The sequence below is a fragment of the Maribacter sp. PR1 genome (assembly GCF_028464145.1).
Taxonomy (GTDB): Bacteria; Bacteroidota; Bacteroidia; order Flavobacteriales; family Flavobacteriaceae; genus Maribacter.
In genome coordinates this window covers 352,241-372,899 of sequence record NZ_JAQPCG010000003.1, presented here as the reverse complement: position 1 = coordinate 372,899, position 20,659 = coordinate 352,241, and the positions used below count along the sequence as shown (strand labels likewise).

Sequence of the window (20,659 nt, the reverse complement as noted above, 5' to 3'; positions counted from 1 at the left end):
GCTTTTATGTTCGTCCTTTTCTTGGCTCATCATCCTTTTATTTGTTCTTTTTTTGTCAAATTATCCTTTCCTGTAGAAAGCATATTGGAGAAAAGTTTATAGGCTCCGGGCACCCCAGCAGGTAATTCCCTAAAAAAACTTAGCCCTGTGTAAATATAGTAACCTTCGCCGTAAGGAGCTACAAGTAAACTTCCCTTTGTTGGGTTTTCACCTTCGTCCTTCATTTCAAGAATAGGAGTGAATTCTTTGTCCCATTTATCCGGAAAATACAATCCTCTCTCCTGAACCCAGCCTTTAAAATCATCATTTGTAATTTTATTCGGAAAATTTACTAAATCATTATCTGCTGCAATAATTTTAACATCGGAATTTTCATCGGTTACACGGTCCCGTGAAATTTCCAGCTCATACGGTGCGATGTTTTCAAACTGATCGGCCCATCTGCTAGCCGTATTGTACTGCACAACAACTGTACCGCCTTGCTTAGCATAGTCCAAAATAAATTTTTGCTTAAAACTTAATTCGTTAACTACATTGTATGCACGAATTCCCAGCACCACGGCATCATATTTTTGAAGTGAGTTTTCGGTAATGTCTGCAGGATTTATGGTATGAACCGTATACCCAATTTGTTCTAGGCTAGTGGGGACATCATCTCCTGCACCCATTATATATCCAATATTTTGTCCGGCCTTATTTATATTTAATCGTACGACCTTTGCTTCCGCAGGCATAAGTACGGTTTGGGTAGGAATATGGTCATAAGCTATGGTAATCATTTCTTTTGAAATTTCCTTACCATCGATTTCTACAATGGAAGTAATTGAACTTTCATTTTCCGATTCTGGTGGAGTCAGTGTAAAAACAACTGTTTGTTCATCTCCCTTTTTTTCGATTTTAAAAGATTGTGAGGATGCATCAATTATCCAATCCTTACCAATTTTAAGTGATACCTTTCCCGAAACGTTGTCTTTATTTGCCTTCACAGTAACGGGAATTTGTTTGGGGGTACCGTCTGAAAAAATAATAACCTTATCCCTTAAACTCGAAGTCGCCTTTGGAATTATTTCAAAGGGTTGATAAATTTCTCCTTTGTCCGGCCTACCGTATTTATAAGTAATGTCCTTTGTGATTGGAATGGTAAAACCATCAATACCTACATTGAACGTGGCTCTAAAGGCTCTTGGTGTCTCTGGTTTGCCAATAAACTTTTTATCGGTCACTTTATAGGTGCCAAGGCTACCCTTTTTCATCAACCAATAGGGACTGGTATATGGTGTTGTAGTTGGTATTTTTATACTTATTTCTTTTTTCAATAATTCATTATCATGTAGTCTATTAGCTTCGGTAAATTTGATTTCATCGTTTATCATCACCGATTCCAAGGCTATTTTTTTATCGCTTCTATTGACGGCCTCTATATTTAGATCGATTGTTTCTCCTGGATTGGAATAGGCCACAGTAGTGAAAGCTTCCATGTGGAGTCCGGCAACCTCTACTATGATTGATTTTAAAGTTTCGGACTTAATTTTCTTCCAGTGTTCATCTTTAATTTCTTGTAATAATCGATAGGCTTGAACCAAGTCATTTAAATGTGCTGAGGGATCTTTAAAATTAAATTCCTTTTCCACTTTATTTAAAATATCTCCAATTGCTTTACCTCCTTCAACACGGGTCCAAGTGGTATTTATTCCTTCGAACAGATTTTCTTTGTTCTGTGGTAAATCTCCCTTAAGCAATTCCAAATATTCTTGTTCGGAACCCCGTGTGCTCAACCTTCCGAAACCCTGACAAAGATGTTGACTACTTGCCAAAGAGGCAATTTCATTATTGGACATTCCCAACATGGGATAATATGTGCCTATGTCTACATTTAACAATTTGGTTTTGTCGGCTTTTTCAAACTTTTCTTGACTACCATAGAACCACCACGAGGTGTTAAAAAACAAACGTTTTGGTTGCCATATTTCGGTATTCTCGAGACGGTCGGGAAAAGCGGTAGGGTCATCGGCCAAATCAAAGGCCTCCATACTTAACATAGCCGATGATGTATGATGACCATGCGTGGTACCTGGACTTCTGTGGTCGAAACGATTAACTATTACATCAGGTTTAAACTTTCTTATAGCGGTAACTACATCGCCCAATACCAAATCTTTGTCCCATATTTCCAACGTTTCTTTGGGGTTCTTAGAATATCCAAAATCTACTGCTCGGGTAAACATTTGCTCACCACCATCAACTCGCCTGGCCGCCAATAACTCTTGGGTTCGTAAAACACCGAGTAATTCCCTTAATTCCGGTCCAATTAAATTTTGTCCACCATCGCCTCGCGTCATAGAAAGGTACCCCGTGCGTGCATGAACATGATTGGACAAATAGGAAATTAAGCGGGTATTTTCATCATCTGGATGCGCGGCTATATAGAGCGCAGTTCCTAAAAAATTCAATTTCTGAATTTCGTGATATATATCGGATGGTGTGTGATTCTTAGGAGTTTGCGCGTATTGATTAATAGGAATTAGAACGCACAAAAAGAAAAATATGGCAAAACGGCACATGAGATTGGTTTTTGGTCTAAACCCAAAGATAATAAGATTGAGTCCGCAAGCCTGTACTTTACGACTTCTTTAACAGACTAAGCCTTTTCTGAACCCTCAATAATTTCTTCATCTTTATAGGTGGAAATTAGCACGACTCCTTTTTGAAGTACCAAGTTGTTTGGGTAGGTAATAATCTCCCCATTTGCGCTTCTTAAGTGCAGATGAAAAGCTCGAATATCCTCAATCACAAAAACTTCTCTTTCCGGATCGTCGGAATTCAGAATTTCTTTATCCATTATGCGAATAGTGTTTCCTATTTTAAATGGAAAAGAAAAGAATATGATTACTCCGGCGGTTATATTGCTCAATATGGACCATTGGGCAAATAATGCCACACCTATTACTGCAAAAACGGACGACAACAAAACTCCTAAATCCCTATAATTAACACCCCAGATAAAGGTAAGTGTTATGATGGATATAATCGTTAGAACGATATTTATATACTTAATAATTAAGTTAGTCCTTACCGGATTGAACTCACCTAATTTACCAACCTTCCTTACTACGGATGTAAAGACAATTTTTAGTGTGATTATTAAAATAAAAAGTATGAGACTGAACAGGAGACTGTTCTTGTGATCAGCGATAAATTCTTCCATAAATTAAAGACCTAAACTGTCCCGCAAATATAAATCCTTATTACCATTTTGTTGCCAATAAGGGGTGTTAATAGATTTAATTTTAGTAGCCTTAGAGGTTAGTAATTCTGCATCCGGTCCAAATCCACTTTTGATTGTTTCAGTCCAACTTTCAATTTTATAGGGTAGCGTTGTACTTATAGTTATGGTCAGTGTTCTTTCTAGCTCCGGGTAATCAATTTCATAGCTATAATTTCCATTTTTATTGGTTAAAGAGGCATTTGCCTCATAAGCCATTAGTTCTTTATGGCTTAACCTTAGATATTCCAAGGATGGTATTAGCTCCAAAGAACCTTGGGGTAGGTCCTCCGGACTTATCCTAAGCTTATTCCATAATTCATCTTCCAGAATGGACTTTTCTAAATTAAATTCTTGATCGGCTTCAGATTCGAAATAGGAATGGGACTGCACTTCAAAGTTATCCCTGTTGTTTATTTGTGCGTAAACGTGGCCGCACCATTCCTGGGCGGAAAAGGAAACCTTTATGGCATGTTGGTTATCGTAAACCGGATAAAAACTACTGGTCATAATAGAGTAGGGGTATATACCGGTCAAGTATTTCTTGGTGGCATTTAGTTTTAAAACCGGAATATTATCCGGGCTACTATTGTCCGCCTTTACTTGCTTGTCTTCCACAAAAGGCTCAGTAACATAAATGAGTACCGCCTTCCCTTTTCTTAGTTCACCATATCTTGCCTGTTCTAGCTCGTAAGAGGTAATTTCTGCCGTACCGGCATACCAGTAATCCTTAAATTCTTGAGATAAAGTTTTTCGGGGAGATTCGCTATTCGCATTCTTGGGTGATGAATCCTGCTTTTTAGTTGTGTCCGCCTCCCGTTTACAGGATTCAAGCCCTGAAAAAACTATCGCTAAAAAAACTACGGAAACTTCTAATGTCAACCATTTTCTAAACATATTCATACTTTTATATTAAAGTTAAATAAAAACTAGTTGACCACCATATTTTGGAGCATATCGTAAACCAGTTTTGTAGGAAGTCCAACAACATTGGTATAGGAACCTCTTATTTCCTCTATTCCAATAAGTCCTAGCCATTCTTGGATTCCATAGGCACCGGCTTTATCGAAAGGAGAAAAATTATCTATGTAGTACTGTATTTCTTCGGGTGTTAGATTTTTGAATTTAACCTCCGTACTATTGTTTTTTACGATTTGTTTTTTAGTGGTAGTAAAACAGACCGATGTTATTACCTCATGCCAATCACCTGAAAGTTGCGATATCATTTTAAAGGCATCACTGGCATTGGAGGCCTTCGCCAGTGAGGTTTGGTTATGCCATACAACGGTATCCGATGTTATCAGGATTTCCTGGGTTTTGAGTGTTCCTTCAAAAGTAGATGCTTTAAGTCTGCACAAATAATCAGATATTTCAGCACCTTTTAGATTTAGTGGATATTTTTCATCAATCGGTTTTAACCGAATTTCAAAATCGAGATCCATTTCCTCAAAAAATTGTTTTCTTCGAGGTGAGCCGGAGGCTAAAATTAACGTGTAATCCTTAAGTAGCTCTTTTAACATCATTAATCGTTGGCTGCACTAAAATTATCCATCCAATCCCCGCGTACTTTTAATACCTGCTCTATAACGTCCCTAGCACATCCAGAGCCACCATCGATATGAGAGATATAATCACAAATTGCCCTAACTTCTGGGACAGCGTTCTGTGGACAAGATGCTACGCCCACTTCTTTCATAGCCGGTATATCGGGAATATCATCGCCCATATACAGCACGTTTTTGCTCTCAATATTGTAGAGGTCCAAATACTCCTCCAAAGCATCAATTTTATGGTGGGAGCCCATATAAAAATCTGTGATTCCCAACCCTTGCAATCGTTTCTTTACGCCCTCATTAGTACCTCCAGTAATAATACAGATATTATATCCTTTTCTAATTGCCACTTTTAGGGCATAACCATCCTTGATACTCATTTTTCTCAACATTTCACCTTCTGTGGTTACTAGCACGGTTGCATCGGTTAGAACGCCATCCACATCAAAAATAAATGTGGTGATATTCTTTAAATATTCCTTATAACTCTTTTTCATTGGATGCTTTTATGGCATTGCTTAATAATTTATAAATGGCTCTTTGCTTTTTATCTTTTAAAAAATTCAAATGCTTATGTAAGGTATCCAAATCATTTCGTTTTGCGGGCCCGGTTTGAGCACTATAAGGAGAAAGATATTCAATTTTATTAGCTGTTTCCCTAATTAAGGGATACAATATTGAAAAATCCAGATCACTTGCCGAACAGATATCGTTACCAATACTGTACATATAGTTCGTGAAGTTATTTACGAATACGGCAGCTACGTGCAAAACCCTTCTTTTTTCCGAATCAATGACTTGCACGTTTGAACTAATCTTTCCCCCCAAGGTATTTAGGATTTTGAAATCTTTTTTCCTATGGGTTTCCAAACATAAGGGAACCTCGTTAAAATCGATTAATTTACCTGAAGTAAAGGTCTGTAAAGGATAAAAAACTCCTCTTTTTTTATGCTTTGATAATGTACTTAAAGATACACTTCCCGAAGTATGGACAACTAAACCGGATACATTAATTTTATCTGAGACCTCCTTTATGGCGTCATCCGTAACGGCAATGATATAGATATCGGCCTTTGGAGGGTTGTCCCAATCCGTTGAAACCTTAGATTTTCTCTGAAAGTAAGACAATGAGTCATCGCTTCTGCCCACTACTTCTATGATATTGATGTCATTGGTACCAATTAGGGCTTCAAAAAGATTTTGGGCTACATTGCCTGTCCCTAAAATGACTACGGATATCATTTTGCGAAAATACAAAGAATTGATTGGAGCCCTATAATATTAAAATTAACATTTAAGTTTACGCATTAAGAAAATTTATACTTCTTAGAAAGTGTAAAAGGACGTATTTTTGCATGCTGAAAACCATTGTCTTTTTAAATGACAGATCTGTTAAAGAAAATATTCTTTTCTACCCGTTTAATGTCCGTTCTATTTATTGTGTTTGCAGTAGCCATGGCCTTTGGTACTTTCATTGAAAGTTGGTACAGTACGGAAACAGCTCGAATATGGATATACAATGCCACTTGGTTCGAGGTAATTATGGTGTTCTTTGTCATAAATTTTATCGGAAATATTTCTCGATATAGATTGCTTAGAAAGGAAAAATGGCCAGTCTTGATCTTGCATCTTTCTTGGATACTAATTATTGTGGGTGCTTTTGTCACGAGATATATAAGTTTTGAAGGTATGATGCCCATTAGGGAAGGTGAAACGGAGAACGTGTTTTACTCGGACAAAACCTATTTGACTGCATTTGTAGAAGGTGATATTAATGGTGAACCTAGAAGAAAAACACTTGAGGATGATTTAATAGTGACACCTGAAGCGATTAAATCCAACTTGCCATGGCATGGCGACTTTAATGGCCAAGAATTCACCATTTCCTATGTCGATTTTATAGATGGCGCCAAGAAAGGACTTGTTCCTGGTACGACCGGCAATACGTATCTCAAAATTGTGGAGGCTGGTGATGGCCAACGACATGAACACTTTCTGGAAAATGGGAAAGTGGTAAGTATCCATGGAGTTCTCTTTTCCTTGAATAATGAGACGGAGGGTGCAATTAATATTTTCACAAATGGTGGCAAGTATCAAATTGAATCTGCCTTCGATGGTAGTTTTATGAGAATGGCAGACCAGTATCAAGGTTCCTTGGCCAAGGATAGTTTACAACCACTACAGTTGCGATCCCTTTATAATACGGCGAACATGCAGTTCGTTATACCCGATTCATTGGTGCAGGGTAGTTATGGCATTGTTGAAATCCCAGAATCCGAAAAAATGGAATTTGATTCCGATGCCCTTGTACTTTCGGTGTCAAGCAATGGAGAAACTCAGGAAATAAAGGTATTGGGTGGAAAAGGGGAAACCCAGTTCAGTGATAAAGTGTCAGTAGGCGGGTTGAATTTTGCTTTACGATATGGCTCCAAAGTATATGAGCTACCTTTTGCTGTACAACTAAATGATTTTATTGCTGAAAAATATCCGGGTACCGATAATGCCTATGCTTCCTTCATGAGTAAGGTTACTGTAAAAGATGAACGGCCCTTTGATTATGATATTTATATGAATCATATTTTAGACCATGAAGGGTATCGTTTTTTCCAATCTGGTTTTGATCAAGACGAGAAGGGAACCAAACTTTCGGTAAATCATGATTTTTGGGGCACTTGGATAACGTACATCGGTTATTTCTTGCTCTACATTGGACTCATGGGTATTATGTTTTTTGGGAAAACGAGGTTCAAGGATTTGGCTGAATCTCTGGATAAACTTAAGGATAAAAAGAAAAAAGTTCTTACGACCCTAGTTCTCTTAATAGGGCTAACGACGCAAATAAATGGTCAAGAACATAGTGTAGATGATGGTCATGACCATAGTGAAGCTCCAAAACAGCATCAGATTGACTCCCTTATTACAACATCCATAATAGCCAAGGAGCATGCGGATAAATTTGGAAAATTGGTGATACAGGATGAAGGGGGGAGAATGAAACCTATCAATACCTTTTCCTCGGAACTTTTGCGCAAACTAAGCTTAAAGGATACCTATTTAGGGTTTAGTTCAGATCAGATATTTTTATCTATGATTATGAATCCTGCTGTTTGGTATAATGCGGAATTTATTGCTTTGGACAAAAAAGCCCAAAATGATAGTATACGTAAAATAATCGGGGTGCCTTCTGGACAGGAATACGTTAAGGCAACGGACTTTTTTAATAAGGAGGGCAATTATAAACTGGAACCCTTCCTTAGAGAGGCTACGGCTACAAATAACCCAAATAAATTTGAACAGGATTTTAAGGATGCCAATATTCGTTTAAGTCTGTTGAACCAGGCCTTGGGGCAAGATATCGTAAAAATATTCCCGTTGCTCAATGACGAAAATAACAAATGGATATCTGCAGTAGAATACCGGGGAGGACAAATTCAGATTCAGGATTCCTTATACGCTAATTTTGTGAAGAACGCTATGCCTTATTATTTAATGACGCTAAATAAGGCCCAACAAAGTGGGGACTATTCTGAAGCAGACCGACTTTTGGCGGCATTCAAACAAAATCAGGTCAACAACGGTAGTGAAGTTCTACCTTCGGACAAAAAAATAAATACTGAGGTAATTTATAATAAACTCAATATTTTCAATAGACTTTATCAATATTATGCTCTAGTCGGAATACTATTATTTTTTATTCTGGTATTTCAAATCTTTAAGGAACGAGAGATATGGAAGGCCTTGGTATATCTGTTAAAGGGAACTATTGTAATACTATTTTTATGGCATACCGCTGGACTCATTCTACGATGGTATATTTCTGGTCATGCCCCATGGAGTAATGCATATGAAAGTATTTTATATGTAGCTTGGGCCACTATGGGAATGGGAATGCTCTTTATAAGAAAAAATACAATGACCTTGGCGGCTGCGTCCTTTGTAACCGCGATGTTATTATGGATTGCGCACCAAAGTTGGGTTGATCCAGCAGTAGGTAATCTAGTTCCCGTTTTGGATAGTTATTGGTTAATGATTCATGTTGCTGTAATCGTTGGTAGTTATGGACCTCTCACTATTGGAATGATACTCGGCGTGGTATCTTTAGTGTTGATTCTATTGACCAATAAAAAGAACAAGCAACGCATGGATTTAAACCTAAAAGAGTTAACGGTAATTAATGAACTTTCATTAACAGTAGGTTTAATTATGCTAACGATTGGCAATTTTCTTGGTGGACAATGGGCGAATGAAAGTTGGGGCCGTTATTGGGGATGGGACCCCAAAGAGACCTGGGCATTAATATCCATTATGGTCTATGCCTTTGTAATCCATACGCGATTGGTTCCAGGATTACGGGGAAAATGGACCTTCAACTTTCTAAGTGTGGTTGCGTTTGGGAGTATAATGATGACCTATTTTGGTGTTAATTTTTATTTGGTAGGTCTACATAGTTATGCCAGTGGTGCACAGGTAATAACCCCTATGTTTATTTGGTATACCGTGGCTGGAGTACTTGCTTTGGGAGGTTTAAGTTATTGGAGGTACAAGGTAAATTATTCAAAATAGATTTATTCCTCCATTAACAATCGCATTAATTCTTCGGCAGCTACTTTTCCTTTTTCTTTTAAAAATGCCCTAGGGGTATTATCCCCCAACTCAAATACGATAGCTGGCATTCCATGGTTTACATAAAAGTAATTCCTCGATACCATAGTGGGTTTGGTATTTTTAGAGGGTTTTACATTGGTTCGTTTTTGAGGTAGCCTTTCAGAAATATTTTCAATCCAATCGTATACAATTTTTCCTTTTTTACCAATGACTGTGCTATCTATTGGGTAATAAATATCGTCCCATGTAGAATGAAAATCAGCACCAAACACAAATTCGTAGCCCTCATTACTTTTTTTATTTAAAAAGTTCCTCACGCTTTTCGTTTCGGGTTGGTTAAAGTTTTCCCAATCCCTATTCAAGTCAATTCCTCCCATATTATGTCTCCAATGGCCATTGTCAACACCATCTGGATTCATAAGTGGCACCACAAAAACATCAAAATTAGTTCGGAATTCTTTGGCTTGTTGGCTTTCACTGGATATTGTTTCAATAAAGGATTTCATAACCAAAAAGCCAGTAACTTCAGGTGGGTGTTGCCTTGATATTATCATCACTGCCTTTTTATTATTTGGATTTTCTTTGATTTCCATGAGTTGCATGGGTCTATTCTCATGCGTTCTTCCAATTTCATAATTGCTTATAAAAGGTTTTAACGATAGTGAGTCTACCCAAGATTGTACGCTTGTAGATGTATATAGTTCTTGAGCGGATATCCATTTAGGTTCCTCTCCAATTTCTATTGTTATTTCGGCGAATTCAGGAGCGGCCTTAATTCCAAAATCACCTTCCCCTGGGTTGATGACGTTAAAAGCAGTACTGTCCAACGGTTTAAAATTAATACCATCTTCACTAATTTTAGGATAATACCTACTTCGAGAATCCTGATAGGATAGCTTAATCGTAATTTCTCTTGGTTGCTCTGTCCATACTTTAAAGGAATACCAAGGACTCACATTTATTGGGGTATTTTCAGCCGTAATCCATAAGGTGTAATGGTCATTACCATCTTCCGCTACACCATTTAAACGGGCACCATCGAAATCATTGGAGAAATAGGTTTGGCTGTCCATGGTCCAAATTCCCTTCCATTGCTTTTGTACAGGTCGGTTAACTGTGGGCACTACTGGACTAGCTCCTTGACCTTGATATCCAGCTTCCTTTTTTTCGGGAATAAGGGTTGCCGAGTTTTTGCATGAAAGGAGTATTGTTCCAATCAGAAGAGCATATATAAGGGTATATTTCATAGGTTTCTTTAGATGAACCGGTCTTATGAATGGAAAAATAGAAGATTTTTCTTTGGTAAAGAAAAGTATCTCTGAATATTTTTTTTGCATATTTGTAAAATCATGAAGCTCTAGAAATTTATTCATCGCATATTAAAACCACACACAATAGTTAAACTCTTAATTATTGAATGGTTGATATTATCGTTTTTCTTCAAAATAAATTTCTATACTAATGAGTTCGTATATACAATCAATTAAAAAAATAGCTTCCTATTTCTGGATAGCGGTAACTGGTAAAGAATCTGAATTTACTACAGGTAGTATAAGCAAGGCCATTTTCATGCTTTCCATACCCATGATTTTGGAAATGTTAATGGAGTCTATTTTTGCTTTAGTAGACATTGCCTATGTCTCTAAGGTTAGTGTAAATGCCGTGGCAACAATAGGTTTAACCGAGTCGGTTGTTACCCTAATTTATGCTTTAGCTATAGGTTTAAGTATGGCAGCTACTGCCATTGTTGCCCGTAGAGTGGGAGCCAAGAATTTAGCAGGAGCTAAGGAAGCAGCAGTACAGGCTATTGGACTAGGAATCTTAATATCGATTACTTTGGGAGTCTTTGGATTTATTTATGCCAAGGATATTTTGATGTTAATGGGTGCAGAACCCGATTTGATAGCCGAAGGTTATGGATACACACAATGGTTACTTGGGGGTAACGTGGTGATTATGCTACTTTTTTTGATCAATGCTATTTTCAGAGGTGCAGGTGATGCCTCCATTGCCATGTGGACACTGGTCCTTTCCAATGGACTAAACATAATTTTAGACCCCTTATTTATTTTTGGTTGGGGTCCTATTCCTGAATTTGGTGTCACGGGGGCAGCTATTGCCACAAATATTGGTCGGGGAACGGCTGTAATTTTTCAATTGGGCATCTTGTTCTTTGGATGGGGCAAAATAAAACTTGCATTAAAAGACCTTGTGTTTAATTTCAAGGTTATGGCTAATATGGTCAAGGTTTCCCTTGGTGGTATAGCTCAGTTTCTCATAGGTACTTCCAGTTGGGTTTTCTTAATGCGGATGATGTCTGAATTTGGGAGTGAAGTTTTGGCCGGGTATACTATTGCTATCAGGGTAATGCTTTTTACCTTAATGCCTTCTTGGGGAATGAGTAATGCCGCGGCAACGCTCGTAGGTCAGAATTTGGGAGCGAAACAGCCAGAGCGAGCGGAAGAATCTGTTTGGAAAACAGGTAAGTACAACGTTTATTTTATGGCTTTGGTCTCCTTGATATATTTATTTTTCTCAACTGAAATTGTGGGATGGTTCAGTGAGACCCCAGCAGTAGTTTATAATGGGGCACTATGCCTAAAAGTTATTGCAGCAGGGTATATTTTCTACGCCTACGGGATGGTCGTTACACAAGCTTTCAATGGAGCGGGCGATACGGGTACTCCTACAAAGATAAACCTTTTGGCTTTCTGGGCATTCCAATTACCTTTTGCTTACGTTGCAGCATTTTATTTCAATTTGGGTGCCATAGGGGTTTTCCTGGCGATTACATTAGCAGAAGTATTGTTGGCTATAATATCAATTATGTTGTTTAGAAAGGGGAATTGGAAGCAGGTAGAAGTTTAGGCATTTTCGTACCTTTAAACCTATAAAATTATTGATAATCATGAATGATAAACGAAAGGGTTTAAATACAGTTTGTACTCATGTGGGAGAGTTGGAAGACTCTGTTTACAAAGGGGCTGTTTCCCCATTGTATATGAGTACGTCCTATGCTTTTGATGATGTGGATGTTAAACGATATCCCAGATACTTCAATACACCCAATCAAGAGGGGTTATGCAAAAAAATCGCAGCTCTGGAGCATGCAGAGTCTGCATTGATTTTTGGTAGTGGAATGGCAGCAGTAAGTACGGCATTGTTGGCATTTCTTAAAGTAGGTGACCATGTTGTTTTACAGCAAACACTATATGGTGGCACCTATAATCTCGTTACCGAGGAATTTGAAAAATATGGAATAGCATACTCCTTTACAGAAGGCTGGGAACCCATGGATTTCGAAGATAAAATTCAGGAAAATACGAAAGTCATCTATATCGAAACTCCGTCAAATCCTTTGTTGACCATTACGGATATTGAAGGTGTGGCCAATATTGCCAAGAGGCATAATATTATTTCCATGATAGATAATACTTTTTCAAGTCCCGTAAATCAAAACCCTATTGATTTTGGAATAGATGTAGTCATACACAGTGCTACCAAATATATGGGCGGCCATTCTGATATATGTGCGGGTGCAGTCGCCTCTTCTAAGGATAATATGAATAGGATTTTTCATTTAGCAAAAAATTTTGGGGGTAGCTTAAGTGACTATACGGTTTGGCTCTTGGAAAGAAGCATTAAAACCATGGGACTTCGCGTTAAGGCGCAAAATGAAAATGCTTTGGAAATGGCAAAGTTTCTAGAAAAGCACAATGACATCGATGCGGTTTACTACCCTGGTCTTGAAACTCACAAAGACCATGAACTTGCAAAAAAACAAATGAATGGCTTTGGAGGCATGTTGTCTTTTGAATTAAAGCCCTATCTAGACACCTCCAATTTTCAAAAATCACTGCGATTAATAAAATCCTCTATGAGTTTGGCCGGCGTGGAAAGTACGGTATTATCACCTTCACAAACATCACATGCACTAATGAGTCCAGAGGTAAGGGCAGCGCAAGGCATAAAAGATGGACTTATTCGTTTTTCGGTCGGAATTGAAGAACCTGACGATTTAATTTTGGATATTGAAAATGCCCTTTCACTCGTAAAGAAAAAATTAAAATCAACGGTCTAAATAATCCGAACTCTCACTGTTATAAATTCAAAAAAGCAATAAATGAAACTAGATATATTGGTATTTGGTGCCCATCCGGATGATGCGGAATTGGGAGCGGGAGGCACAATAGCCAAAGAGGTTGCCAATGGTAAGAAGGTAGGTATCATAGATTTGACACGTGGTGAATTGGGAACCCGGGGCTCGGCGGAAATTCGTGACGTGGAGGCTAAAAATTCCAAAAAGATATTAGGACTTCAAATTAGAGAAAACCTTGGCTTTAGAGATGGGTTTTTTATTAATGATGAAAGACATCAGTTAGAAGTCATAAAAATGATAAGAAAGTACAAACCTGATATCGTTTTGTGTAACGCTGTTAATGACAGACATATTGATCATGCCAAGGGAAGTGAATTGGTTAGTCATGCGTGTTTTTTAAGCGGACTTATAAAAATAGAGACTACCCTTAATGGGAATACACAGGATAAATGGAGACCGAAACTCGTTTATCATTACATTCAGTGGAAGAACCTAAAACCTGATTTTGCAGTAGATATCAGTAAATTTATAAACAAAAAGACAGATGCGATATTGGCATACTCCTCTCAATTTCATGACCCTAATAGTGAGGAACCGGAAACTCCAATAAGTAGCAAAACTTTTATTGAAAGTGTCCGTTATAGGGCTCAAGATTTAGGAAGGCTTGTAGGTGTGGACTATGCCGAAGGGTTTACGGTGGAGCGAATGATGGCAATTGATTCGCTCGATTCCTTAATCTAAGCGGTTTTCTTATATTCTTTTTGTGCTTTTGGAATAGTAAAATAAAAGCTTGAGCCTTTATTTATAGAACTGTCTACCCAAATAATTCCATGGTTTTTCTCTACCATTTCCTTACAAAGTGCTAAACCTAACCCAGTTCCTTTTTCATCATTTGTTCCATAGGTGCTATGTGTTCCTGATTGATCGAATATTTTACCTAAGGTCTCTTCGTTCATACCCACACCATTGTCACGTACATATATTTCCCATTGTTTTGTTTTCTCAACTGCCCCAATGGTGACCATACCGTTCTCAGGGGTAAATTTAAGGGCATTGCTAACTAAATTTCTAATGACAATATCTATTTGGTCACTATCGCACCAAGTAATCGTATTGGGCTCAATTCTATTGATCAATTTAATGGATTTATTACTCGCAACTTCTGAAAGCAAGGCGATATTTTCGTTTACAATACCTTCAATAGAAGTGATTCCTGGTTTCGTCACAGAACCGTTCATCTGTGTTTGACCCCAAGAAAGTAGGTTATTCAAAGTAAATGCAATATGGTCAATATCTGACTTCAACTTGGGTACAAAACCAATAAATTCTTCTTTTGACATTTCGCCCTCTTTAAAGAGTTTTATTAACCCTTGGAAGGCGCCAATTGGCCCTCTTAAGTCATGCCCAATTATTGAAAAAAGTTTATTCTTAGTATGGTTAGCTTCGTTTAAATACTTTTCTTTTCGTTCTAAATCCTGTTGTTTGGAAATTAATTCTTTGTTTAATGTTTTTTGAATCCTGGCATTTTTCTTTATGAGTAATGTGATTATCAAAAAAATGAAAAGAATGAAGAGAATGGCATATACATAATTTTTTTGCTTGGCCAATGCTTTTTCATTTTCCTGTATCAATTCTAGTTTTTGCTGCTCATATTCTATCTTGGTTTTGAGCATTGTTAGCCCTTTTTGACCCTCTTTTTTAATAATTTTACTAGATACCTCTTTAAATACCTCATGGTACTTTAGTGCTATTTCAAATTCTCCTTTATTCTTATTGACGGTATAAAGTATTTTTGATGCATCTTTTAAGCCTGTTATAACATCTATTTTTTCGGATAGTTTGAAAGCCTTTTGTGCATAAAAATTGGCAACACTATCATTTCCCATATTAAGATTGGCCTCTGCAATACCAGTTAATAGTGAGATTTCCTCCCTTTGGTCCTCCAAATTTTCATGTAGCAGTTCAGCTTGTCTAAACCAATATAACGCCCATTTGTTTTTGTTTTGTTTTAGGTAAATTTTACCTTTTACTTGATAGGCGTATGCCAACCAATCCAATATTTTGTTTTTCTCAAAAATTTTAATAGCACTATTGGCATTGAAAATGGCGTGTTCCAGCTTCCCCATGTCTGTATAAGCAGATGCCATGTTGCTCATAGTTTCTGCAATAAACAGAGGATCTCCAATTTCCTCATTTATCTTTTTTACCCTTTCATAATAAAACATACCATGCTCAAAATCCTTCTGGGATATATATAAATTAGCAATGTTTTCATTGACAATGGACAACATGTCTTTATCCTCTAATTTTTTGGCTAATTCAATACAATTGAGATATTCCTTAAGTGCAAGGTCATAATTTCCTTTGTAGTCATATTGGCCGCCAATTTCATTAAGTATGGAAAGCCTAAGTTGGTCGTTCTTATTTTCAATGCTAATTTCCAGGGCTTTCTTTAAATTCTCAAGAGACTCATCATATTTTCCTTTGTCCGAATAAAATGTACCTAATTCCGAATATGCTAATGCTATGCCTTCACTATAATTGATTTTCTTGCTTAAAACTAGTGCATCATTTGCCAATACTTTAAGGCTGTCTAATCGATAAAAGCGTTGTTCTAACCCTAAATCGAGTAATAAATCAATGTAGTCCGTGTTTTCTTTCGACTTATTGAGGTTATTATAATCGGAAATTTCTTTTTGTAGAGAATCTCTAAAGGAAAGTTGAGCAGAAAGGTCATCTACCAAAAAACAGAAGCATAGTACAAGAGCAAAACGCAATTGAAATCTTAAAAAACCTTTTCTATTTAAACCTTTACTAAGCAAAAGATGTATTTCATTGAAAGGATGAATTTAATATAAGAATACACTTAAACTTAAATTTATGTTGTGAAATATCAATTTTTGTGTGTTTGGTCTTGAAAAATAGGTATTTTATCGATTAAATGAAGACTGTAAATGTACTATATTAGCAAAATAAACAATAATTATTTTGGGTATTATACATGAATTTTAATCTCTATGATTAAAGTTGAATATCCAATAATATTAGGAATCGCAAACGGGTAAACAAACGTAAAAGGTAGTTCCTTCATCTATTATACTCTTTAGCCCTATTGTACCCTTATTTTTTTCTACCATTTCCTTACAAAGTGACAAACCTAGGCCGGTTCCTTTTTCCATATGTGTACCAAATTTGGAAAAATGTTCTTTATTCTTCCAGATTTTATCAATATCGGTTTCCATGATTCCAATGCCGTTATCTATTACTGATATTGTTAGCATATTTTCCTCTTCCTTCCCATCAATTTTTATGGTTCCAGAAGTTTCGGTAAACTTTACTGCATTACTGATTAAATTTCTAAAAATTATTCTAAAATGGTTTAAATCGGCATATGCACACATTTCTTCTTCTATATCATTGATAATGGATATTTTCTTTTTAGCTAAACTTTCATTGAATAATTTATTTATATCCTCGATTTCATTCTTTACAATAATTCTAATCGGCTTGATGTTTGCTCCCTGCATTTGGGTTTGTCCCCAATTCAATAGATTATCTAAAGTAAACTGAATATGGTCCAAATCCTGTAATAGTTTTGGTCCAAATCGTTTAAATTGACTTTCACCATTTTTAACTTCCAATGAAAGTTTAAGTAAACCTCTTAAAGAAACAATAGGCCCTCTTAAATCATGACCTACTATAGAGAATAACTTGTCTTTTGTTTTATTAGTTTCATTTAGCATTTGCTCATTTTCAGAAAGTACTTTAGTCTTTTCCGCTAAAACAGCAATGAGTTGTTTTCTTTTTTTGTTGGATTGATAAATGACCAAAATTATTATGATGGCAAGTATGAGAAAAGTTGAAGAGCCAATAATATAGCTTCTTTGTTTGGATATAGTAGAAGTGCTTATTTGTTGTAACTCCTTTTTTTCTTTCGCGTAGGCCAATTTTGCCTGAAGCATTGATATATTGGTCTTATTCTGTTCTTTTGAAATAGAGTCCGAATATACTTCTGCACGCTCCAGGTTAAATAATGAAGAACTTAAATCATTTTTGATTTTACTCAACTCATATAACAGTCTATAACACTTTTCCAATCCAGATTTTAAGCTAAAAGATTTATATAGATCAAGGCTTTTCACAGCATATTTTTTGGATATGGTATACTCCTTAAGTCCTTTGTAAGACTCTGCTATTCCATAATATAGATCTGCAGTTCCTTTTTTGTCACCATTCTTAAGATATTCTGTTTGCGCTTTTTCATAGTATTCTAATCCTTTAGCATATTCCTTTTTCAAATTATATAAATCACCAAGAGAAATATAGTTAAAGGCTATAATAGTTGAATAGTCCGTATTGCCGGCATATTTAATTCCTTTCTCCAGATATTCTAGGGCGCTGTCTAACTTATTCTGTTTTAAATTTAGGTATCCAAGATTTGCAAAAATTAAACTTCGCATATAGTCCGGAGTATTACCATCTATTTTGCTGAATGCCTCGTTGTAATATTTGATGGCTTCTTCATAGTCTTCCAAAAGCGAAAATAAAGTTCCCAAATTGCTATTTAACCGAATTAGTTCATAACTGTTATTTGTAGTTTCCGCAATATTTTTGGCCTTAATAAAGGCCTCGAAGGCCTTCGGATGCTCTGCTCTAATAAAATAGGCCTGAGCTATATCGTTATATAATTTAATAGCTAAAGAGGGATATTTATTTAAATTCGGATTATCGGTATTTTTAGTATAAAATTCGAGTGACCTGCTGGTGTTTCCTTGATATAATTCATGTAAGGCCAAATTATAGTAGGAGTATATAATTCCTTTTTCATACTCAATTTTCTCACTTAGCGCCAAGGCTTCCTTTGCCAAAATACCAATAGAATCAGATTTTTTATACCTAAGTCCTTCAGCTTTTCTATTTAATTCTAAAATAAGACTGGTGTCCTTTATAACTTCTTGTTTTTGAATTTTAGGACTGATTTTTAGTATCCCTGGGGAAGACCAAGTGAGGAGTAAGGGTAAATAAATAAGAGTGCCTAAAAGTGAAATAAGGTTCATTCAGTATTGGATAATGGATATATACTATTTTTGTAAAATAAGAAAATTAATCAGTTTCATATATCCTAAAATTGGAAATATTATAATTAAAAAACGTAATCATATATATCTTTCTAGAACATATATTTGAGACTTTAAAAGAAAGATATTTCAAAATTATAATTTTATATTTTATGGATAGATGAGCTTTTTTTAAAAGTGAAAAATAAACAATTCAAGTAGAACTTATTTTTATTTATGCAGGTTTTCTTTTGATTAGAATAGTAAAAAAATTACCTTTGCCACCGCTTATAAATGGTGGTTGTAGCTCAGCTGGTTAGAGCGCTGGATTGTGGTTCCAGAGGTCGCCGGTTCGAACCCGGTCTTCCACCCCAATTAAGTCTTTTAAGTCCCGAACAATTTGTTTGGGACTTTTTTTTTCTGATGGATTGAAACAAAAAAGGCCAACTTTTTAAAGTTGGCCTTTTTATAAGTTCATTTTATTTAATCGGTCGCTTTGTCAACAATCACAGGGTTATTTCTATTTGCCAGTTCCCAGGCGGTGTAGAAAATAAGTCTGGTTCTATTTTCCAATAGGTCATAATTGATTTTATCCGGTGTATCACTTGGACGATGATAATCATCGTGGGTTCCATTGAAATAAAATATGATAGGGATATTATTTTTGGCAAAATTGTAATGATCACTACGATAATAAAAGCGATTGGGATCGTTCTCATCGTTATAGGTATAATCGAGTTCTAGATTGGTGTATTTTGCATTGATTTCTTCAGAAAGTTCATGAAGCTCTGTGCTTAATTTATCGGACCCGATTAAATAAATATAATTTCTATCACCTTCTCGCTTTGGGTCTATTCTGCCAATCATGTCTATATTTAGGTTGGCAACAGTCTGATCCAAAGGGAAAGTAGGTTCGATATCCGTATAATATTGAGACCCTAAAAGGCCTTTTTCCTCTCCGGTGACATGCAGGAAAACAAGCGATCGTTTTGGTCCATTTCCAGCTTCTTTGGCTTTTTCGAAGGCCTCGGCAATTTCCAATAAGGCTACCGTTCCAGAACCATCATCATCGGCACCATTGTTAATCTCCCCTTCAGATGAGATTCCAATATGGTCCAAATGTGATGATATCACTACATATTCATCCGGTTTCTCGGTTCCCTCGATAAACGCAACTACATTTTCAGAATCAACTGCATCGTTTGAGCTTTCAAAGTCAAGGCTCAATTTTGTGTCTAAAATTTTTGGGGAGCTATCCTTTTCAATGGTAGGCATAATCGTTTTGGCCAAAGTTTGATCTATAAAGAGACTGGAAAAGTTTTCCGTGCCCAAGTCTTTTAAACTCATTCTACCACTGCTATTACTTTTCATATAATCAAACCTCCTCTTGAATCTAGCGAAATTTTCAGAATCATAGTATAGTACACCCGAAGCTCCTTTTTCTTGGGCGAGTTGTAGTCTCTTGCCTAGGGATTCAGACATGTTGCTCCAGACAGACTTCTCTGAAGTACCGGATACCACGTAAGTACCATCATTATTCACCGGTTCTCCAGATTTCACTAAAAGAATCTTTCCTGCTACGTTTAACCCTGTATAATCGGAATATTGATCTTCTTCAATTCCATATCCCACGTAAACAATTTCATTATAATCAGATTGTGAGGAGGAAAAGGTCAAAACATGATTGCCTAACAGAAAATCTTTGTTGTCGATTCTTAACTTTCCAATGGGGAGATTACTTATTTCAATCGGTACTTTTTGAAAATAATCACCGTTGGATTGCGCAGGTGGTATCCCCAACGCTTCATATTCGGTCTTTATATAGGCAATGGCCTTCTTCTGACCTGGTTGTCCTGTTTCCCTGCCCTCGAACTCATCTGAGGCATAGGTATAAAGATGTTCCTTTAATTCGGATTCCGTAATCGTTTCCGCGTAAGCTTTTGGATCGACCGGCGCTTTGGAAACTACATCCTTGCTGACCGTTTTTTGTGAAGAATTACAGGCGACCAAAAGGCCAGCCAATAACCAAAGTGACTTTTTCATAATTGAGCGTGAAATTTTTCAAAAATAATCAAAAGAAATC

At 36.5% G+C, this 20,659-nt stretch carries 14 protein-coding genes and 1 tRNA gene; 5 read left to right on the top strand and 10 right to left on the bottom strand.

Going from position 1 to position 20,659, the window contains the following annotated elements; translation table 11 throughout:
• Positions 1-29: 29 nt before the first annotated feature.
• The 6 genes from PP182_RS08140 to PP182_RS08115 form a co-directional block, all read right to left on the bottom strand.
• Positions 30-2,561: a PIG-L family deacetylase gene (locus tag PP182_RS08140; RefSeq protein ID WP_272650854.1), complete on the bottom strand. Its 2,532-nt coding sequence runs from the start codon at positions 2,559-2,561 to the stop codon at positions 30-32.
• 77 nt (positions 2,562-2,638) lie between these two features.
• Positions 2,639-3,205, bottom strand: coding sequence for a mechanosensitive ion channel domain-containing protein (locus PP182_RS08135; protein WP_272650853.1), 567 nt, complete (start codon positions 3,203-3,205; stop codon positions 2,639-2,641).
• Positions 3,206-3,208: 3 nt separating this feature from the next.
• A complete protein-coding gene (locus tag PP182_RS08130; protein ID WP_272650852.1) occupies positions 3,209-4,165 on the bottom strand; it encodes a septum formation inhibitor Maf in 957 nt (318 codons plus the stop codon).
• 26 nt (positions 4,166-4,191) lie between these two features.
• Entirely contained in the window at positions 4,192-4,782 is a 591-nt protein-coding gene (locus PP182_RS08125; protein ID WP_272650897.1) for a Maf family nucleotide pyrophosphatase, read from the bottom strand.
• Between the two features lie 2 nt (positions 4,783-4,784).
• Positions 4,785-5,312: a KdsC family phosphatase gene (locus PP182_RS08120; protein WP_272650851.1), complete on the bottom strand. Its 528-nt coding sequence runs from the start codon at positions 5,310-5,312 to the stop codon at positions 4,785-4,787.
• Positions 5,296-6,057 (bottom strand): Rossmann-like and DUF2520 domain-containing protein, encoded by a 762-nt coding sequence (locus PP182_RS08115; protein WP_272650850.1) that lies wholly within the window; start codon positions 6,055-6,057, stop codon positions 5,296-5,298. Before PP182_RS08115 ends, PP182_RS08120 begins: the two co-directional genes overlap by 17 nt.
• 138 nt (positions 6,058-6,195) lie before the next feature.
• Here PP182_RS08115 and ccsA point away from each other — a divergent pair, with 138 nt between their 5' ends.
• Positions 6,196-9,378, top strand: a complete 3,183-nt coding sequence (gene ccsA, locus PP182_RS08110; protein ID WP_272650849.1) for a cytochrome c biogenesis protein CcsA — start codon at positions 6,196-6,198, stop codon at positions 9,376-9,378.
• Between the two features lie 2 nt (positions 9,379-9,380).
• Here ccsA and PP182_RS08105 read toward each other — a convergent pair whose 3' ends face one another.
• Positions 9,381-10,793, bottom strand: a complete 1,413-nt coding sequence (locus PP182_RS08105) for a M14 family metallopeptidase (protein ID WP_272650848.1) — start codon at positions 10,791-10,793, stop codon at positions 9,381-9,383.
• Positions 10,794-10,881: 88 nt separating this feature from the next.
• On the opposite strand from PP182_RS08105, the gene PP182_RS08100 reads away from it, so the two are divergent.
• Genes PP182_RS08100 through bshB1 form a run of 3 tightly spaced genes read left to right on the top strand, consistent with a single transcriptional unit; the run spans position 10,882 to position 14,260 of the window.
• Positions 10,882-12,288: an MATE family efflux transporter gene (locus PP182_RS08100; RefSeq protein ID WP_272650847.1), complete on the top strand. Its 1,407-nt coding sequence runs from the start codon at positions 10,882-10,884 to the stop codon at positions 12,286-12,288.
• A 40-nt stretch (positions 12,289-12,328) separates the two neighbouring features.
• Entirely contained in the window at positions 12,329-13,501 is a 1,173-nt protein-coding gene (locus PP182_RS08095) for a trans-sulfuration enzyme family protein (protein WP_272650846.1), read from the top strand.
• Positions 13,502-13,543: 42 nt separating this feature from the next.
• Positions 13,544-14,260, top strand: coding sequence for a bacillithiol biosynthesis deacetylase BshB1 (gene bshB1, locus PP182_RS08090; RefSeq protein WP_272650845.1), 717 nt, complete (start codon positions 13,544-13,546; stop codon positions 14,258-14,260).
• On the opposite strand, the gene PP182_RS08085 is transcribed toward bshB1, so the two are convergent.
• Together PP182_RS08085 and PP182_RS08080 are read right to left on the bottom strand one after the other, a co-directional pair.
• Positions 14,257-16,341, bottom strand: a complete 2,085-nt coding sequence (locus tag PP182_RS08085; protein ID WP_272650844.1) for a tetratricopeptide repeat-containing sensor histidine kinase — start codon at positions 16,339-16,341, stop codon at positions 14,257-14,259. The genes bshB1 and PP182_RS08085 overlap by 4 nt on opposite strands.
• Positions 16,342-16,563: 222 nt before the next feature.
• On the bottom strand, positions 16,564-18,576 hold the full coding sequence (locus tag PP182_RS08080) for a tetratricopeptide repeat-containing sensor histidine kinase (protein WP_272650843.1): 2,013 nt from the start codon (positions 18,574-18,576) through the stop codon (positions 16,564-16,566).
• Between the two features lie 297 nt (positions 18,577-18,873).
• Here PP182_RS08080 and PP182_RS08075 point away from each other — a divergent pair.
• Positions 18,874-18,950, top strand: a tRNA-His gene (locus PP182_RS08075).
• A gap of 109 nt (positions 18,951-19,059) precedes the next feature.
• Here PP182_RS08075 and PP182_RS08070 read toward each other — a convergent pair.
• Positions 19,060-20,619 (bottom strand): M28 family peptidase, encoded by a 1,560-nt coding sequence (locus tag PP182_RS08070; RefSeq protein WP_272650842.1) that lies wholly within the window; start codon positions 20,617-20,619, stop codon positions 19,060-19,062.
• Positions 20,620-20,659: the final 40 nt, after the last annotated feature.